General features: G+C 39.2%; 14 protein-coding genes. 8 read left to right on the top strand and 6 right to left on the bottom strand.

Going from position 1 to position 16,710, the window contains the following annotated elements:
- Positions 1-2,340 carry an oligosaccharyl transferase, archaeosortase A system-associated gene (locus KSK55_RS08945; RefSeq protein ID WP_256663966.1) on the bottom strand — a complete coding sequence of 780 codons (2,340 nt, stop codon included), beginning with the start codon at positions 2,338-2,340 and terminating at the stop codon, positions 1-3.
- 410 nt (positions 2,341-2,750) lie between these two features.
- Here KSK55_RS08945 and KSK55_RS08950 point away from each other — a divergent pair, with 410 nt between their 5' ends.
- Both KSK55_RS08950 and KSK55_RS08955 read left to right on the top strand, forming a co-directional pair.
- Complete coding sequence (locus KSK55_RS08950) at positions 2,751-3,701, top strand: lysylphosphatidylglycerol synthase transmembrane domain-containing protein (RefSeq protein ID WP_218606647.1); 951 nt, start codon at positions 2,751-2,753, stop codon at positions 3,699-3,701.
- Between the two features lie 75 nt (positions 3,702-3,776).
- Positions 3,777-4,922 carry a glycosyltransferase family 2 protein gene (locus KSK55_RS08955; RefSeq protein ID WP_218606648.1) on the top strand — a complete coding sequence of 382 codons (1,146 nt, stop codon included), beginning with the start codon at positions 3,777-3,779 and terminating at the stop codon, positions 4,920-4,922.
- Positions 4,923-4,976: 54 nt separating this feature from the next.
- Here the strand turns inward: KSK55_RS08955 and KSK55_RS08960 are convergent, their stop codons facing one another.
- The 5 genes from KSK55_RS08960 to rfbA form a co-directional block, all read right to left on the bottom strand.
- Positions 4,977-6,554: an ATP-binding protein gene (locus KSK55_RS08960; RefSeq protein WP_218606649.1), complete on the bottom strand. Its 1,578-nt coding sequence runs from the start codon at positions 6,552-6,554 to the stop codon at positions 4,977-4,979.
- Positions 6,555-6,726: 172 nt separating this feature from the next.
- The gene (rfbB, locus tag KSK55_RS08965) at positions 6,727-7,782 is read right to left on the bottom strand and encodes a dTDP-glucose 4,6-dehydratase (RefSeq protein ID WP_218606650.1); all 1,056 of its coding nucleotides are present in this window, start codon (positions 7,780-7,782) and stop codon (positions 6,727-6,729) included.
- A gap of 1 nt (position 7,783) precedes the next feature.
- Positions 7,784-8,632 (bottom strand): dTDP-4-dehydrorhamnose reductase, encoded by an 849-nt coding sequence (gene rfbD / locus KSK55_RS08970; protein WP_218606651.1) that lies wholly within the window; start codon positions 8,630-8,632, stop codon positions 7,784-7,786.
- Positions 8,633-8,638: 6 nt separating this feature from the next.
- On the bottom strand, positions 8,639-9,217 hold the full coding sequence (gene rfbC / locus KSK55_RS08975) for a dTDP-4-dehydrorhamnose 3,5-epimerase (protein WP_218606652.1): 579 nt from the start codon (positions 9,215-9,217) through the stop codon (positions 8,639-8,641).
- A complete protein-coding gene (gene rfbA, locus KSK55_RS08980; protein ID WP_218606653.1) occupies positions 9,218-10,102 on the bottom strand; it encodes a glucose-1-phosphate thymidylyltransferase RfbA in 885 nt (294 codons plus the stop codon).
- A gap of 168 nt (positions 10,103-10,270) precedes the next feature.
- On the opposite strand from rfbA, the gene KSK55_RS08985 reads away from it, so the two are divergent.
- The 6 genes from KSK55_RS08985 to KSK55_RS09010 are packed head-to-tail and all read left to right on the top strand — an operon-like array spanning position 10,271 to position 16,681.
- Positions 10,271-11,308 (top strand): glycosyltransferase, encoded by a 1,038-nt coding sequence (locus KSK55_RS08985; protein ID WP_256663967.1) that lies wholly within the window; start codon positions 10,271-10,273, stop codon positions 11,306-11,308.
- Complete coding sequence (locus tag KSK55_RS08990) at positions 11,290-12,246, top strand: glycosyltransferase family 2 protein (protein ID WP_218606655.1); 957 nt, start codon at positions 11,290-11,292, stop codon at positions 12,244-12,246. Before KSK55_RS08985 ends, KSK55_RS08990 begins: the two co-directional genes overlap by 19 nt.
- A complete protein-coding gene (locus tag KSK55_RS08995; RefSeq protein WP_218606656.1) occupies positions 12,246-12,782 on the top strand; it encodes a glycosyltransferase family 2 protein in 537 nt (178 codons plus the stop codon). The genes KSK55_RS08990 and KSK55_RS08995 overlap by 1 nt, the downstream gene beginning before the upstream one ends.
- 12 nt (positions 12,783-12,794) lie before the next feature.
- On the top strand, positions 12,795-13,574 hold the full coding sequence (locus KSK55_RS09000; RefSeq protein ID WP_218606657.1) for an ABC transporter permease: 780 nt from the start codon (positions 12,795-12,797) through the stop codon (positions 13,572-13,574).
- On the top strand, positions 13,571-15,295 hold the full coding sequence (locus tag KSK55_RS09005) for an ABC transporter ATP-binding protein (protein ID WP_218606658.1): 1,725 nt from the start codon (positions 13,571-13,573) through the stop codon (positions 15,293-15,295). Before KSK55_RS09000 ends, KSK55_RS09005 begins: the two co-directional genes overlap by 4 nt.
- Before the next feature lie 9 nt (positions 15,296-15,304).
- On the top strand, positions 15,305-16,681 hold the full coding sequence (locus KSK55_RS09010) for a class I SAM-dependent methyltransferase (RefSeq protein WP_218606659.1): 1,377 nt from the start codon (positions 15,305-15,307) through the stop codon (positions 16,679-16,681).
- The last annotated feature ends 29 nt before the right edge of the window (positions 16,682-16,710 follow it).

Genomic DNA, 16,710 nt, shown 5'->3' on the forward strand with positions numbered 1-16,710 from the left:
TCAGGTTATCTGATCTTCTGAAACTTCCACTGTTTTTCCAGTTTCAATTATCCGATATGGTCCGGTTGCACGAACTTCGTACGGATTGTTCTGTGTGCTATAGGGAAGTGTGAAAGAGCCGTTTGAACTCTTTTGTTGCCAGGTATAATTGCGTCCCTGGTTTGAAGTGAGAGGAAGCTCAATCGTTCCGGTGCCAGGCAGAGTATAGCCATTGACCCGCTCAAAAATCTTTACTTCTTTAATCTGGCGTACATCATCTGATGCAACCGTTGTGGGTGATTCATAAATCAGTCGGTAATGGCCAAGTGCTGGGACATCAGTTATGGGTTTTGTGAACTGAATTGATCCTGCCAGACGCTGGGATGAGGGGGCCAAATTTTGAGCATCATGTGCAGATATCTCGCCAGCACTTGTGATTACCGGGATTCCATCATTCAATGGGCTTTGATCGATTGTTAAAAGAGTGCCTCCTGATCCGGAAGTGTATGAACCATCAAAAAGGTGCAACCGCGATGCGGTGCTCATAAAGTATGGTTGTTTTAATACGAGGATTGGATCATACCTTCCTGATTCGGGTGATTGCTGGTAATATGTTTCCTGGTATGATGATATGCTGTCTTTCCCATATGCCCAAAGGGGGAGTGCTGCAAATTTTAACGTAACGGTTGCATAATCAGTTATGACGTACCTTGCTCCTACTTCTGCGGCATGAGTATTCGCATCTTCTTCAGATTGTGCAGACAGGAATTTTGCAACCGGGGGGACATTATCCTGGAAAGGTGAAGTTATTGGTATTCTTTTACTCAGGAATGTAATCCAGTGCCCGTAATCCCACCAAGAGAGGATCCCATATGACTCCACCGGATAAGTAAAGTTTGCTTTTTCATAGATTTTGTCATACATAATACCAGGCTCCGGGGAGTTGTCAGAAAGCCAGAGAAGAGAGTCAGCCCAGTCATTACTAATGGAGATCTGGCCGATCTGGGTGTCAGTGATAATAAATATCGTCTGTGCGGATAAAACTCCAATCAGGATAATCAGAATGGAAACAACACTCATCGCCCGGATGGATAATGGATGCTTTTTCTCAGTATCTTTTTTTGATCTGGATAAGGGCTGTTCATACTCGGTGATTTTTGTATAAAGCGTGCTCAGGGTAATCGCTGCAAACAAAACAATGACGACGCTGGCATAATACTCATACCGGAGATGCATGATGGTTGCAAAGAGAATAATCAGACCCCAGACGAGGACTCCCATACGTACCGGATGATACGAACGGAACAGTTGAATGAGGCAGATTAAAATTCCCAGAAACGCAAGGATTAACGCGATATTATATGAGTACCATGCACGAACCGGTTCCCACATCTGCATTTCATTAATGAATGAATCTGCATACGGGAATAAGAAAAATGTTTTTAAATAATTAACAAATTGATCGTGAATGGATGGGAATCCCATTACAAATACAGCATACCCTCCAATAATCGTCCCAATTACTCCGCCATAGAAGTATTTAACTGGTTTTTGGTCACAGACATATGAAATAAGACCGAAAATCCCAACAAGTACAGGGAGCACCATTGCAATAAAAATATGAACAATAGTATAACGATGCACAGATAATCCATCAAAATTTATTCCCAGAAAGAGGAAAAATAAAGAAAAAACGAGCCAGAATAGACACAAATGAATGAAAAGAGATGACAGTTCTTTATAATTCCGGACGTAAATCGCATGAATAAAAAGGATTATGGCACCAATGCCCAGAAAGAGGACCATGGTTGGAATGTTCATAATTCCTAGGAAATACGCAAATCCTGCAGATCCCGCAAGAATCAGGCTTTTTGTTGAATAAATTATCGTTTTTTCTTTTTGGATCGTGAGAATAAGGGCAAGGAGGAGTGTTATGAACAGGGTTGAGAACAACGTTTCAGTCAGATGATGATCAAGGTACCCAAAAAATGAACGGTACAGAAGCTCTCCTGTAATGATTGGAACGATTATTGCTGCGATCCACCCTGTTCTTTCTCCACCGGTCAATTTTCCAAGATACCACATGACCGGGACGAGTATAAGAAATAGTAATGGGGGAACATATGATGCCATAACCATATTTTCAGGTCGAGTCACTGCCCCCAAAAGAACACAGAGAGTTGCACACAGGAAGGGGAACAAGGGACCCCAGTCAACATCTTTTCCTGTTGGATATGCAGTCATTGGATCAAACCATGCATATTCAGGGTAATTAGCTGTAATCTGCTCAATCTGCCTCATCGAATACCAGGTATCCATAAAAATGAGCTTTTGAACAGGACCGTCGCCAAGATACTCCATTGGCAGAAACCGAAACCACAACCCAGTGAACGATGATAATAATACAAGAAGGATGAGAAGATAGGTGGAATGAGCTCGCACCCAGGACAAGTCCAACGTCATCACAGACTATTTTGAGCTTTTTGTTTATAGTTGATAGCATTCCTTTTTGCATTATGTGTCCAAAAAAAGAAATACATTTCTTATGCGACCATTTTTAACCTTTACAAATACCGGACATTTATTTTTGAGAGATAATATATCTTCACTGAGTTGATAATGGATGACAATCCATATAATAAGTCATTCGGAGAAAATTTTTACATTTTAACATGTGCACCAATATCCTTTATTCACATACAGGATTCAGATAATCATTGAAAAAAGGCATTTACATCACCAGGCTCTCTATAATATCTTAAACACGGACCATGAAATTTGAATCTCTTTTTCAAATCTTCAAAGAGAGAAAAAACGAATTATTCATCATTAAAGTAATCATCAGTTTAACTCTCATTGCATTTTTGGTATGGTCTTGTAACCTTCAATCAATAATATCCGAACTCCACTCCGTATCCCTGATATCACTTATTCCAGTTTTTTTTCTTTATGTTTTGACACTTTTTCTTTTATCTCTTCGCTGGCGTTATCTCCTCTGTTCGATGAATTACAAAATCTCCATAAATGAATCATTTTTAGCATTTTCAGCAGGAATATTACTTTCGGATATCTCTCCCGGAAGAATTGGCGATATGACAAGACCTTATTTTGTCAGGGATCACATCCCAATAAGCGTGGGTCTTGCATCGGTCATCCTGGACAGATATTGTGACTTTATTGGTAAAATTATATTTTGCGGATTGGCCGTCCTTCTTTTTTCTTCTTTATTTCCTCAGGAAATGACTATAATTTTTATCATAATCTCAATTATACCGGTATTCCTTTTAAGTATGTCCTGGATTTACATGGAAAAAGGGCTGACCTTTTTAAACCGGCCATCTTTACAAAGGATCCATCAATTTGGATCTGAAATACATTCGAGTTTAAAAAGACTTACAAACCCGAAACTCATTCTTCCAGTCGCAACCATGTGGACTATTTTTATAGCATTCATGCATGGTTTTCGGCTCATACTACTTGCTGAAATTCTGGGTTACTCACTACCCATAGTAGATATTACCATCCTGCAATCACTGGTTAGTTCTCTGGCTCTTGTTCCAATTACACTCTCGGGAATTGGTCTGGTTGAAGGAGGACTCACCGCTGTTTTTTCATCATATGGAATCCCCCTTGCTACCGGGGTGACTATTGCGGTTCTTGACAGAATAATAACAGTATGTGTTCATATCATATGCGGGGCAAGGTATGTTATTAAAAAATGAATTGGTCTTCTTAAACGAAGATTAGAATGGTTTATCATAGATATGACAGAAAATGAATGTATAGGTTTTAGATAAATGACTCCACTTGTCTCGATTATCATCCCGGCTCTGAATGAAGAAGATACGATTGGTTCCTGTCTGGAAAAAGTGAAAGCAGGATGTCTGAAAAAAAATATTTCATATGAGATTATTGTAGCCGATTCGTCAACCGATGCCACCCCGGAGATTGCTCGTGAACATGGGGCACGGGTCATCAAACCAAAGAAACGGGGATACGGAAATGCTTATTTATCAGCTTTTTCCCATGCACATGGAGAAATCATTGTTATCGGTGATGCTGATGATACCTATGATTTTTCCATTATTCCAGAACTGATTCAACCAATAATCCGTGGAAAGGCAGATTTAGTCATAGGGTCCCGATTAAAAGGAGAAATTCTGCCGAATTCAATGCCATGGCTCCATCAATATATTGGGAATCCTCTTCTCACCAGGTTACTCAATTTTACATTTCATTCCCGGTTTAGTGATACACATAGTGGAATGAGAGCAATTAGCAAAGAAGCATTGGGAAGATTACAGTTGCATACAGGAGGGATGGAGTTTGCATCTGAAATGCTTATTGAAGCTGCACGAAAAGGTCTTGTTGTTGAGGAAATCCCAATTATCTACTATCCCAGAAAAAGCCCTTCGAAATTACATAGTTTTGCAGATGGATGGCGACATATACGGTTCATTCTACTCTTACGTCCATTGAGATTTTTGATTGTACCCGGACTTGTCTTTATCATCACCGGATTATTACTCATGGGAGTAGTAAGTTTTTCCAGAACTGTAGAGTTACAGGGCCTTCATTCATTTATTCTGGGAGACATTTTCATGCTCGGAGGCCTGCAGTTTCTTTTTTCCGGGCTTGTGATGAAATCATATAGTGTAACACACCGGTTAGATGACTGTGGTCCATGGTTTTCCCGTATTCTTAAATACCATTCATTAGAGAAGATTCTGGTTATTGGGTTTATCTTTATGGCTGCAGGTTTTTTGAGTGGATTGTATATATTAGTAAATTATGTGACAACTACAGGTCCACTTATGCAGATTACCAACGCTGTATTATCACTTACCAGCGTAATAATCGGACTACAATTAATCTTTACTGCGCTCCATGTAAGTATGATGCTTCTGCGTTGTGAACGGGAGGGCTGCGGATTTTTGGGATAAATTATACCAGATTTTCCTTTATTGGTTTATGATAAAAATGCAATATTTTTCATACTATTCTCCCATACCCAATTTCTCTGGCTCTTGAACCTCCCATCTCACAATGTTTCGGCTTTCTGGATCAAAAACAATTCCAATTTCATATATAGGGAGAATATCTTTTCGATATTTCTCTGCATATCCTTTTTTCCGAAGTTGTTCAAGTGGGTTTTCTATTTTTTCCCGATTTGATCCTAATACTTTAAATTCAAACAACCAAATTGCTTTATTCGTCTTTATTGTGAGATCTATCTGCCCAAGATTTGTAGTGTCCTCTGGTATTACTTCATATCCAAGACTTGCAAAATACGTATATATAACACTCGCATAATATCCCTCAAACCGGGAGATATGGTTTTTCCGATACCAATCATGAGGAATCGAGGCGAAAAAAGCATGGAACAGAGTATGTAATCCGGATATATCGCCCGCATCAAGGAGAGCATAAAGACGATCACGATTTTCGGGAGCGTTTCTTCCACTCAGTGCTTCAGAGAAGAGTGTATTTAATGAAGTCCGAACCTCAATATTTGGAAATCCTAGCACACACCGAAGACCCCGGACAAGATCCGCAGACCATTCTTTTATAGTCAGATACCCACTCTGAAAGAGAAGTGTCTCCATTCTGATGTGTTCCGGATCAAATGAGCCAAGGATCTCTTCACCGGTTATTAATCCATCATAATCTGCAGGGAGGCGAGGGTCAGTTTTCCAGATTTTTATGAGGAATGACGGTGTTCCGGTCTCAAACCAATAAGGTCTAAATATACCCTGATCCAGAAACAAAAGGATATCAAAAGGATTGTAGACAGATTCACCGGTCCAGGAGTACCCATTATACCATCTGGAGATGTCATGAATGTCATACCCAGAGATCCTGTCGCCAAAAACGTTGATTAGATCCTGTCCCGTGTATCCACAAATAGATGAATATCGTGTGTCTATGGTGATGTCTTTCAGATTATTCAGGCCTGAGAAAATCCCTGTTTTTACAAATTTTGAGACCCCGGTCAGGAATACAAATCGCAGGTGAAGATCAAGTGGTTTTATCGCTCCGTAAAAATCCTTGAGAATATCACGCATTTTAGCCGAAAGAGATGGATCTTCAAGATTGTCAAGAATTGGTTTATCATATTCATCGATGAGGATCACAATTGGGCTTTTTGTCTTTGATGCAATATTTGGAATAAGATAGAAAAGCCGTTCTCCAGGAGAACCGTGAGTTTTTTCGGTTTGGTATTGTTCCTCCCACTGGTCTAATATCCGGTCAAGCCTTCCGATGAGATCCTGTTCGATTCTAAAGGTTCCACCAGCAAAATCAACTCGCAGGACAGGGTACACCTTCTCAAAATCCCATCCGGATTCAGGAGTTGTAAGATATAATCCAGAAAATAGTTCCACTTTCCCAGAGAAGGCACAATCGATGGTGTCAATAAACAGGCTTTTTCCAAACCTGCGAGGCCGGGAGAGAAAATAGTATGATCCATTCCGAACGATATCAGAAATAAAGGGCGTTTTGTCAACATATGCATACCCACCGGTTCGGATCTTTTCAAAAGACTGTATTCCAATGGGAAGTTTCTGAGAGACCATATCTGTTATGATATTAATTGCAGGATATCATCAGATTTGTTATAATTTTTTTTTTGTGATTATCAAAAAAAGGAAAGTGAAGGTCTGGAGCGAATAAATTCTCTGACAAGAGTTGTCTTACCCATTTGTCTTCCTCCAGTGATAACGAGAAATGAGAAAGTTATTTACTGGCTCATCCATAATTTTTCTTGTAAAAACTCTGGTATTCACCGGAGATCACACTTTTCACCCAATTTCGATGTACCAGATACCATTGGATTGTGTTCCGGATTCCTTCTTCAAAAGAAGTTTCTGGTACCCACCCTAATTCCCGCTGGATTTTTGAGGCATCTATTGCATATCTCCGGTCATGACCGAGCCTGTCGGTAACATACGATATCAGGTCTTCATTGATATCCGAATCTCCAGTCATTTCACTAAGAAACTGCAATATTGTCTTTACAATAAAGATATTTTCCCGTTCATTTGAACCACCGATATTGTATACTTCACCCGCTTTTCCTTTATGAAAAGCTAGGTCTATTGCACGGCAATGATCCATGACATAGAGCCAGTCGCGGATCTGTCGGCCATCTCCATATACCGGAATGGACTGATGATCCAAGGCCCGGGTGATTATCAAAGGGATGAGTTTTTCCGGGAATTGATATGGCCCATAATTATTCGAGCATCGGGTGATGACCACAGGCATGCTAAAGGTATCATGATATGCTTTTACAATGAGATCTGATCCTGCTTTACTTGCTGAATAGGGACTATGGGGATCAAGTGGAGTTGTCTCTCTGAAGAGACCATCCGGGCCGAGTGCGCCATAGACCTCGTCGGTGGATACCTGAAGAAATGTGGTGTTCTCTTTCCATTTTCCATCCCTCAGCCATGCTGTTTTTGCTGCATCAAGGAGCGTATGTGTCCCCAGGATGTTTGTTCGTAGGAATATGGCAGGATCATGTATGGATCTATCCACATGTGATTCTGCTGCAAAATTGATAACTCCCTGAATGTCATAGCGATTGAATGTAGCTTTGATCTGTTCAGGATCCGTTATATCTCCTTTCACAAAATGAAATCTCTTCTTCTCCCCTTCTGGGATATTACTTAAATTGTCAAGATTTCCTGCATATGTAAGAGCATCAAAACCAATTAGGGAGTCACCTGGATGGTCTTTGAGGTACTGGTAGACAAAATTTGAGCCAATAAAACCAGCTACTCCGGTAACAAGAATATTCATGTTATATCCTTCCAATTTCATGTAAAAAGCGATCGACTGCGTCCTGCCATGAAGGCATAGTGTATCCCATTACCTGGGTAATTCCAAAGTTATCAAGTGCTGAAAAACTGGGACGAATGGCGGGTGTTTTAAATTCACCACTTTTTCCAGGAACAAGATCCCCTGTCCATCCTATTTTTTGAAGGATGTATGAAGCAAAATCGTATCTTGAACAAAACCCTGCATTGGTGCAATGATATAATCCATATTGACCGGTTTTAATGAGATCAAGAGTCGCTTTTGCAAGATCATAAGTATAGGTTGGTGATGATATCTGATCATCGACAACGGTAATTAAATCCTGTTTTTCACTCCATTCCAGAACCTTTTTGACAAAATTCATGTTTCCAGACCCAAACACCCATGAGATTCGAATGAGATAATAGGAATGTGCATGCCTCAAAACCTGCTGCTCTCCCAGGAGTTTGCTCTCCCCATATTTGCTTATTGGTGTGGGAAAGTCTACAATTGTATATGGTCTATCTATCTGACCATTAAAGACATAATCCGTAGAATAATGGACCAGAACTGCACCGACCATGTTCGCTGCCAGGGCAAGGTTCTTCGGTCCTGTTCCATTAACAAAAAATGCCTTCTCCCATTCTTTTTCTGCCATATCAACAGCATTGTATGCAGCACAATTAACAATGAAATCAGGGTGAGTTTTACTCACATACTCAAGCACAGTATAATAATCAGTGATGTCAAGATCCTGGGAACTACATGGCAGGACTTCATATCGACTTCTTCTACATAAATTCGTCATATCCTGACCAAGCTGACCATGGGCACCAGTAATGAGCAGTTTCATGATCTTCTAATCCTGGTTGTATAGAAAAGGTGATTTAAGTTCAGCAAGAGTTGGGTGAATGGTGTCTTTTTCAGATAATATTGGAGATTTTAAACCAATAACGTCAAGGGGCCAGGGTATGGAAAGGGTTGGATCATTCCAGTGGAGTCCTGCATCTCCCACAGGATAATAGAAATCAGTAACTTTGTACATCACTTCAGTATTATCCTGCAAAACAAGAAATCCATGCGCAAACCCGGTTGGAACAAAAAGCATCGCTGGATGTTCCTCACTGAGGATTACTGCAAAATGTTCTCCAAAGGTTGGGGATCCTACCCGGATATCTACCGCTACATCATAGATAGAACCCTTTAGGACACGGACCAGTTTTCCCTGTGCATGAGGGTATTGATAATGAAGACCACGAAGCACACCTTTTTGCGACTTTGAATGATTATCCTGGACGAACTCGTCAATAATACCTGCCTGAGAGAAATCATTTTTATTGTAACTCTCCACAAAGAATCCCCGCGAGTCTTTAAAAAACTGGGGTTCCATAAGAAGGACTCCATCAAGAGTTGTTTGTTTTACGGTAATTTTTCCCATTTATTCCCTTCTATTTCCATTGGCAAGAGCAATCAGGTATTGGCCATATTCAGTTTTATCCAGACAATTTGCCAACTCTAAAAGTTGATTGCGGGTAATATACCCCTGCTGGTATGCGATCTCTTCAATACAGGCTACGTACAGTCCTTGTCTTTTTTGAATTGTCTCTATGAATTGAGCGGCTTCAAGGAGAGAGTCATGAGTCCCGGAATCAAGCCATGCCATCCCTCTACCAAAAAGTTCCACCTTCAGGTTTCCCTTTTCCAGATATTTTTTATTTACATCAGTAATCTCAATTTCTCCACGTGCTGAGGGTTTCAGATTTTTCGCAATGGATACTACGTCATTATCATAGAAATATAAACCAGGAACAGCAAAGTGGGATTTTGGTTTTTGGGGTTTTTCTTCAATTGAGATGGCGTTTCCATCCAAATCAAATTCGACAACACCAAATGCTGTGGGATCTCGGACATAATATCCAAAAATTGTTGCTCCGCTTTCATGTGCCACAGCCCGTTTGAGAATTTCAGAAAAGTGCTGACCATAAAATATGTTATCACCCAATATCAGGGCAACCCGGTCAGAACCAATAAACTTTTCTCCAACAATAAATGCATCTGCGAGTCCTCGTGGCTCCTCCTGGATTGCATAAGAAAGAGAGAGGCCTAATTGTTTCCCATCTCCAAAGAGTTCCTCATATAGTGGAAGATCACGAGGGGTAGAGATGAGCAAAATCTCTTTTATCCCGGATAACATGAGAATGGAGAGGGGATAATAAATCAGAGGTTTATCATAAACCGGAAGCAGGTGCTTTGATATTGTCTTTGTCAAAGGGTACAGTCGAGTTCCTGCTCCTCCGGCAAGAATAATTCCTTTTATCGTCACAAGTCATCAATGAGGTGGTATAATAAGTGTTAGATTAAATCATAATAATATCTTGGCTCTTGCATGAACATTTATGCTTCATTACACCGATTAATAATTCAGATTTGTGTGAAAGTCGCTATTTTTCATGACTATTTTTCAACTATTGGCGGGGGTGAAAGAGTGGTTATGGCAATTGCAAATTGCCTTCATGCAGATATCTATACTACTGATTGTTCAATGCCAGAATGGTTTGATCCTTTGAAAAAAACTCATTCATTAGGAGAAGTATCAGAAAAGCCTTTTTTGAGACAGATGGGAGCGGCGAAACTGTTTTGGCAGAGCGATCTGTCAGATAAGTATGATATGTTTGTTTTTAGTGGAAACTGGGCTCATCATGCCTCCCGAAATCATAATCCTTCACTTTATTACTGTCATACACCAATAAGGGCACTCTATGATCTGTACCCGGTTTTTCAAAATCGCTTCCCATATCCGATTAGAACCGCATTCTCGAGTTGGGCATCGGTCATGAGAGTCCTGGATAGGCAATCAATAAAGAAAATTGATGGCATTGTTGCAAATTCGAAAAATGTTCAAGGACGAATCAGACAATATTACTTCCGTGAAGCCCCTGTCATATACCCTCCAGTTGATACGTCCCTTTATTCCTGTCGAGAGTGTGAGAACTATTGGTTGTCAGTAAATCGTCTTTATCCGGAAAAACGGATTGATCTTCAGATTGAAGCATTCTCCCATATGCCTGACCAAAACCTGATCATTGTTGGCGGTACAAGTTCAGGAGATCATGCAGCTCCGTACTCTCAATATATCAGAAGAATCGCCGATACGCATAGCAACGTCACAATTCTTGGTCAAATTCCGGATTTTGAATTAATAAATCTTTATTCACACTGCCGAGGACTCATATGTACAGCGATTGATGAAGATTTTGGAATTACTCCATTAGAAGCAATGGCGAGTGGAAAACCAGTTATCGCCGTTGCAGAAGGGGGATTTGTTGAGACTGTCACCCCGGAATGCGGGAAGTTAATACAACCTGATGTGAAATCAATTATTGAGGCAGTGGAAAAAATATCCCGTCATCCGGAAACATATCTTGAAGCCTGTAAGATGAGAGCATCTGAATTTGATATTAAGATCTTTAATACTGCTATCATCAATGCAGTGACAAAAACTTATGAAACATGGTCACATTCAGTATAATTATTCCGAACTATAACGGGATTGCATTTCTTGGACCATGTATTGACTCTATACTTGCCCAAGAATTTCAGGACTTTGAAATAATTCTAGTAGATAATGCATCAAAAGATAGAAGTGTATCGTTTGTTCGTGTAACATATCCAGATGTTCAAATAATCATGAATCATCAGAATCGCGGATATGCAGGAGGGTGTAATGATGGTGCCCGGGTAGCAAAAGGTGATTTTTTTCTTTTCCTGAATACTGACACAACGCTCCACCCACAATTCCTAATAAAAATACATGAAGGAATATCTGAATATCCTAATTATGGGATGTATGCACCGAAAATGCTGTATCCAGATGGAAGAATTAACTCTACTGGTATATGTTTCTCGCTATCCGGAGCAGCCTGGGACCGGGGAATGGGAGAAGAAGATACCGGACAATATAACAATTCTGAAGATATCCTCGGACCATGTGGAGGAGCAGCAGTGTTTAGAAAAGAGACTTTTTTTGATGCTGGTGAATTTGATGATGATTTTTTTTTATTTATGGAGGATGTCGATCTTGTCTTCCGGGTACAATGTGCAGGATGGAAATGCAGATACATACCAGATGCCGTGGTGTTTCATCATCACGGAGGAACAGCCGGGGTTGATTCCGACATTACAATATATTATGGAAATCGAAATATTCTCTGGTATCCAGTCAAGGTTTTTCCATTATGGTTATTGTTATTATCTATGCCATGGATAATTGGGCGGACAATCGGAATAATTATTTATTATACATTTCATGGAAAAGGGAAAATTGCAATCCAATCTAAGTGGGATGCGCTCAGGGGCCTTTTTTTAATGGTAAAAAAAAGAAGGTATATTAGCCATGCTCATTTTCAAATTTCTAGTATCCGACACTGCTTTTTTGGTTTCGCATTCAATAATAAAAGATTTTTATAATGATACAAAAAATTGATATGAATAAGTTAAAAATAAATTCATTTCCATTAGTCAGCATTGTAATTCCAAATTATAACGGTCTTCAATATTTGGAGAGATGTCTCAATTCAGTTCAGAATCAATCTTACACCAATACAGAGACGATATTTGTTGATAATGGATCTGTTGACGAAAGTTGTGATTACGTCGCAAAAAATTTCCCTTGGGTTTTGATAATAAAAAATTCAAAAAACCTCGGATTTTCAGGCGGAGTAAACACTGGCATTCGGGCATCGAAGGGTGAATATATTTTTACTCTCAATACTGATACAGAACTTGATCCGGATTGTCTTTTGCATTTAGTTCATGAATTAGAATTATTTCCCAATGTTGGATTATGCGGGCCGAAGGTACTGTTCTTTGATGGAAAAATTAATTCGACGGGGTTGAATAAAATTCTTACTAAATGTAAAGCAATTTCAAGAGATTTAGTATTGTTTACAAAAATGTTTGATGGTGTTAATCCTTCATCACGGATATTATTATCCCCTAATTAGGAAGTTTTTAAGATGGCAATTTTTAATCATAGTAATTTATTATGGAATTTCGTTAAAAGAGACCTACAACAACGCTATGTTGGTTCTCTTCTTGGTATTTACTGGTCATTTATCAATCCTCTCGTTACATTAATCATTTATATCATTGTTTTTGGTTTTTTTTTAAAAATGAGAATTCCAGGAAGTGACAGTATCTTTGATTTCTCCCTCTACTTCGCTGCAGGGTTTCTTCCTTGGGTTGCGTTTCAGTCCACGGTAATGAGAGCATCCCAGGCAATTATTGATAATAAAAACTATATCAAAAAAGTGCCATTTCCCAGTGAGATATTTCCGATCTATATTACCATATCAGAATCAATCAACCTCGTAATCGGTCTTTTGATATATTTCCTGATCTTTTTTACTCTCAAGGGAATTCCGGGGATTATGGTTCTGATTCTACCTTTTCTTATCATTCTACAAATATTTTTTACTCTGGGTTTTTCTTTCCTGTTCTCAGCTGCAACTGTTTTTTTCAGGGACATTCCACAGATAATAAATTCAGTATTTCAGGTGTGGTTCTGGGTTACTCCAATTGTGTATGTTATTACCATTGTGCCTGAAGAGATCAGGTGGATACTCTATCTGAATCCCCTGTATTATATTTTGGAATTTTATCGGGATTCACTACTTTATAATACATTTCCTGATATGATGAATATGGGAGTTATTATACTTATTACAATTGTGCTCTTCGCTCTCTCTCTATATATATTTCGCTCTGTTAAGCGGGGGTTTGGTGAATTAATATGAATGAATATGCCATTGAAGTAAATAACCTTTCAAAGATGTTTAAATTGTATCCATCTCAGGGAAAACGACTACTTGATTATGTTTCTTTCGGTAAAAAGAAATATTATCAGGAATTCTGGGCACTCCAAGATATTTCCTTTACCGTGCCCAAAGGATCTACATTCGGCATTCTCGGGCAGAATGGGTCAGGAAAAAGTACTCTCCTCTCAATCCTTGCCGGAGTATTAGAGCCATCCGGAGGTTTTTTTTTGGCAAGGGGGAAAGTATCTGCGATATTGGAATTAGGTGCCGGGTTCCATCCGGAGTTTACCGGACGAGCAAACGTGTACATGTATGGCTCGATTATGGGTCTTTCGAAAGAGGAGGTTGATAAGCGGATGTCAGATATAATCTACTTTTCAGAACTTGGTGATTTTATCGACCAACCTCTCCGTACATATTCATCAGGTATGTATGCCAGACTTGCATTCTCTGTTGCGGTGAATGTAAATGCAGATATTCTTATTGTTGATGAAGCACTGGCTGTCGGGGATGCACTTTTTCAGCATCGATGTTTTCGTAAGATCCACGAAATGAAAGAATCCGGAAAAACAATCCTTTATGTTGGTCACGATACTGAAGCAGTCCGGGGCCTGTGTGATCATGCAATGATTCTGGATGGGGGACGTATGCTTGAATTAGGGGATTCAGCGATGATTGCAAATAAATATCTAGCCTTGATTGCTGAACGTGAGCAGAAATATTATGAAGCCAATCTTCAGGAGTATGGAGAAAAACCGGATGAGAATTGGGAGACAATATATAATTTCATTGATCACCTGGCAAAAGCGGATAAGAAGATCCAGACACCTGAAAGTATTCGGGAATTGCGAGTTGATATAAAAAATGCACCAAGAAGAACAATCTTTGCTCATCCCCCTTCTGAGTTACAGTACCGTGTTCCGGTAAATCCTGGGACCATGTTATCATTTGCGATCGGTATTTATCCAAGTGCATACGATTTTATTGCTCATGGGATGCGTTTCTCTGTGATAATCAATGATGATGTGGTTTTTTCTCATGTCCTTGAACCTCATGAGAATACATCCGACCGGGGCTGGCATAACCAGATGATCAGTCTTTCTGCATATGAGGGAAAAGATGTAATTATCCGGTTTATTACTGAGGGTTCCCAGCAGGATATCAGTTACTGCTGGGGAGGGTGGGGATGGCCTGTATTGTTATGTCCAATTAATCCAAAAGTGAGTCAGAATTTAGAAAGACCAAAGATAAGGACCGGGACCCGTAGGATTGAAATTATTGAAGCGAAAATATGTGATGAGAAGGGATTATCAGTTTCTTCAATTGAATATGGAGATTATTTTTATATCCACATGATAATTAAGGCAAATGAATCTATTAATGAACCAATAACAGTTGGTACAACAGTTCGAAATAAGCACGTTACGATAACGGGAATCAACACGTTATGGGGAAAATGTGATATTAAATCTTTAGAGAGGAACGAACAATTAAAAGTGTCTTTCAAATATCATGGTATATTAACTTCCGGTATTTATTTTATTACACCAGCAGTTGCTCTTGCTGATAATAATTCTAATGAAATCGAAAGATTTGATCGATTTGAAGATGAACTAATATTAAATATTAAATCTAAAATGAAATTTGAAGGATTTGTAAATCTTTCAGATGGAATAATAATAGGATCAGAAAATAATTAGGTGTTACAAATGTTAGATTGGACTGGAGAAAGATATTTACCTTATATTGATTTTTGGGATGTAGAGATACATTATGAACACCTGCATCGTTATGCCTTTGCATCGCACCTTGTTCGTGGCAAAGATGTCCTGGATCTTGCATCAGGTGAAGGATATGGTAGTTATATACTTGCCAGAGAAGCAAGCAAAGTTGTTGGAATTGACATTGATCCAGAATCAGTCAGACATGCTGAAAACCGTTACTTTAAAGCAAATCTTGAATATATCCAAGGATCAATATGCAATGTTCCAATCCCCGGAGAAGGACTTTTTGATGTCATAGTCTGTTTTGAAGCAATGGAACATATTGAGAATCATGAACAGCTGGTTTCTGAAATAAAACGGCTTTTAAAAAAGGATGGGCTGATTATTATCTCAACACCAAATAAACAGGTATATACAGATGAACCTGATTATCACAATCCATTTCATGTAAAAGAACTCTATTTCAATGAATTTAAACATCTTCTTAAGAATTATTTCTCGGATGTTGCGTTCTTTGGGCAAAGGGTATTAGCAGGATCACTTCTTTGGAGTCTATATCCTCAAGGGAACTTTAATGCCATCGATTTTAAGATGAAAAGAGATGAGAATTCCTTTAATTTCACTGAAGATGATAATAATATAGTATACTATGTTGCAATTGCATCAAATAGAGATTTAGGTGACCTTAAAAGCACACGCAGTTGTTGTATTGATATATCTAACACCCTGATTTCAAAGAAAAATGCCCACATAAAGCAGATACAGGGGGACTGTGATAACCGAGTTCAGGACTACGAAAACAGGATTCTGGGCTACGAAAGCCGTGTTCAGGACTACGAAAACAGGATTCTGGGCTACGAAAGCCGTGTTCAGGACTACGAAAACAGGATTCTGGGCTACGAAAACCAAGTTCAGGAGTACGAGGCTCATATTCAGGGCTACGAAAACCAAGTTCAGGAGTACGAGGCTCATATTCAGGGCTACGAAAACCAAGTTCAGGAGTACGAGGCTCATATTCAGGGCTACAAAAACCAAGTTCAGGAGTACGAGGCTCATATTCAGGGCTACAAAAACCAAGTTCAGGAGTACGAGGCTCATATTCAGGGCTACAAAAACCAAGTTCAGGAGTACGAGGCTCATATTCAGGGCTACGAAAACCAAGTTCAGGAGTACGAGGCTCATATTCAGGGCTACAAAAACCAAGTTCAGGAGTACGAAGTAAAAATTACACAATTAAATCAAGAGAGAGAAGATCAAGTAAGTCAATTATTACAGGAACTTAGTAGATTTAAAGATAGTATAATATGGCAATTATTAGTAAAACTCCATAATATTAGAGGAAATTTAAATTCTAAAAGTTAAAGAAAAACCGCATATCACTGCATTATCAA

The sequence above is a fragment of the Methanospirillum hungatei genome (genome assembly GCF_019263745.1).
GTDB lineage: Archaea > Halobacteriota > Methanomicrobia > Methanomicrobiales > Methanospirillaceae > Methanospirillum > Methanospirillum purgamenti.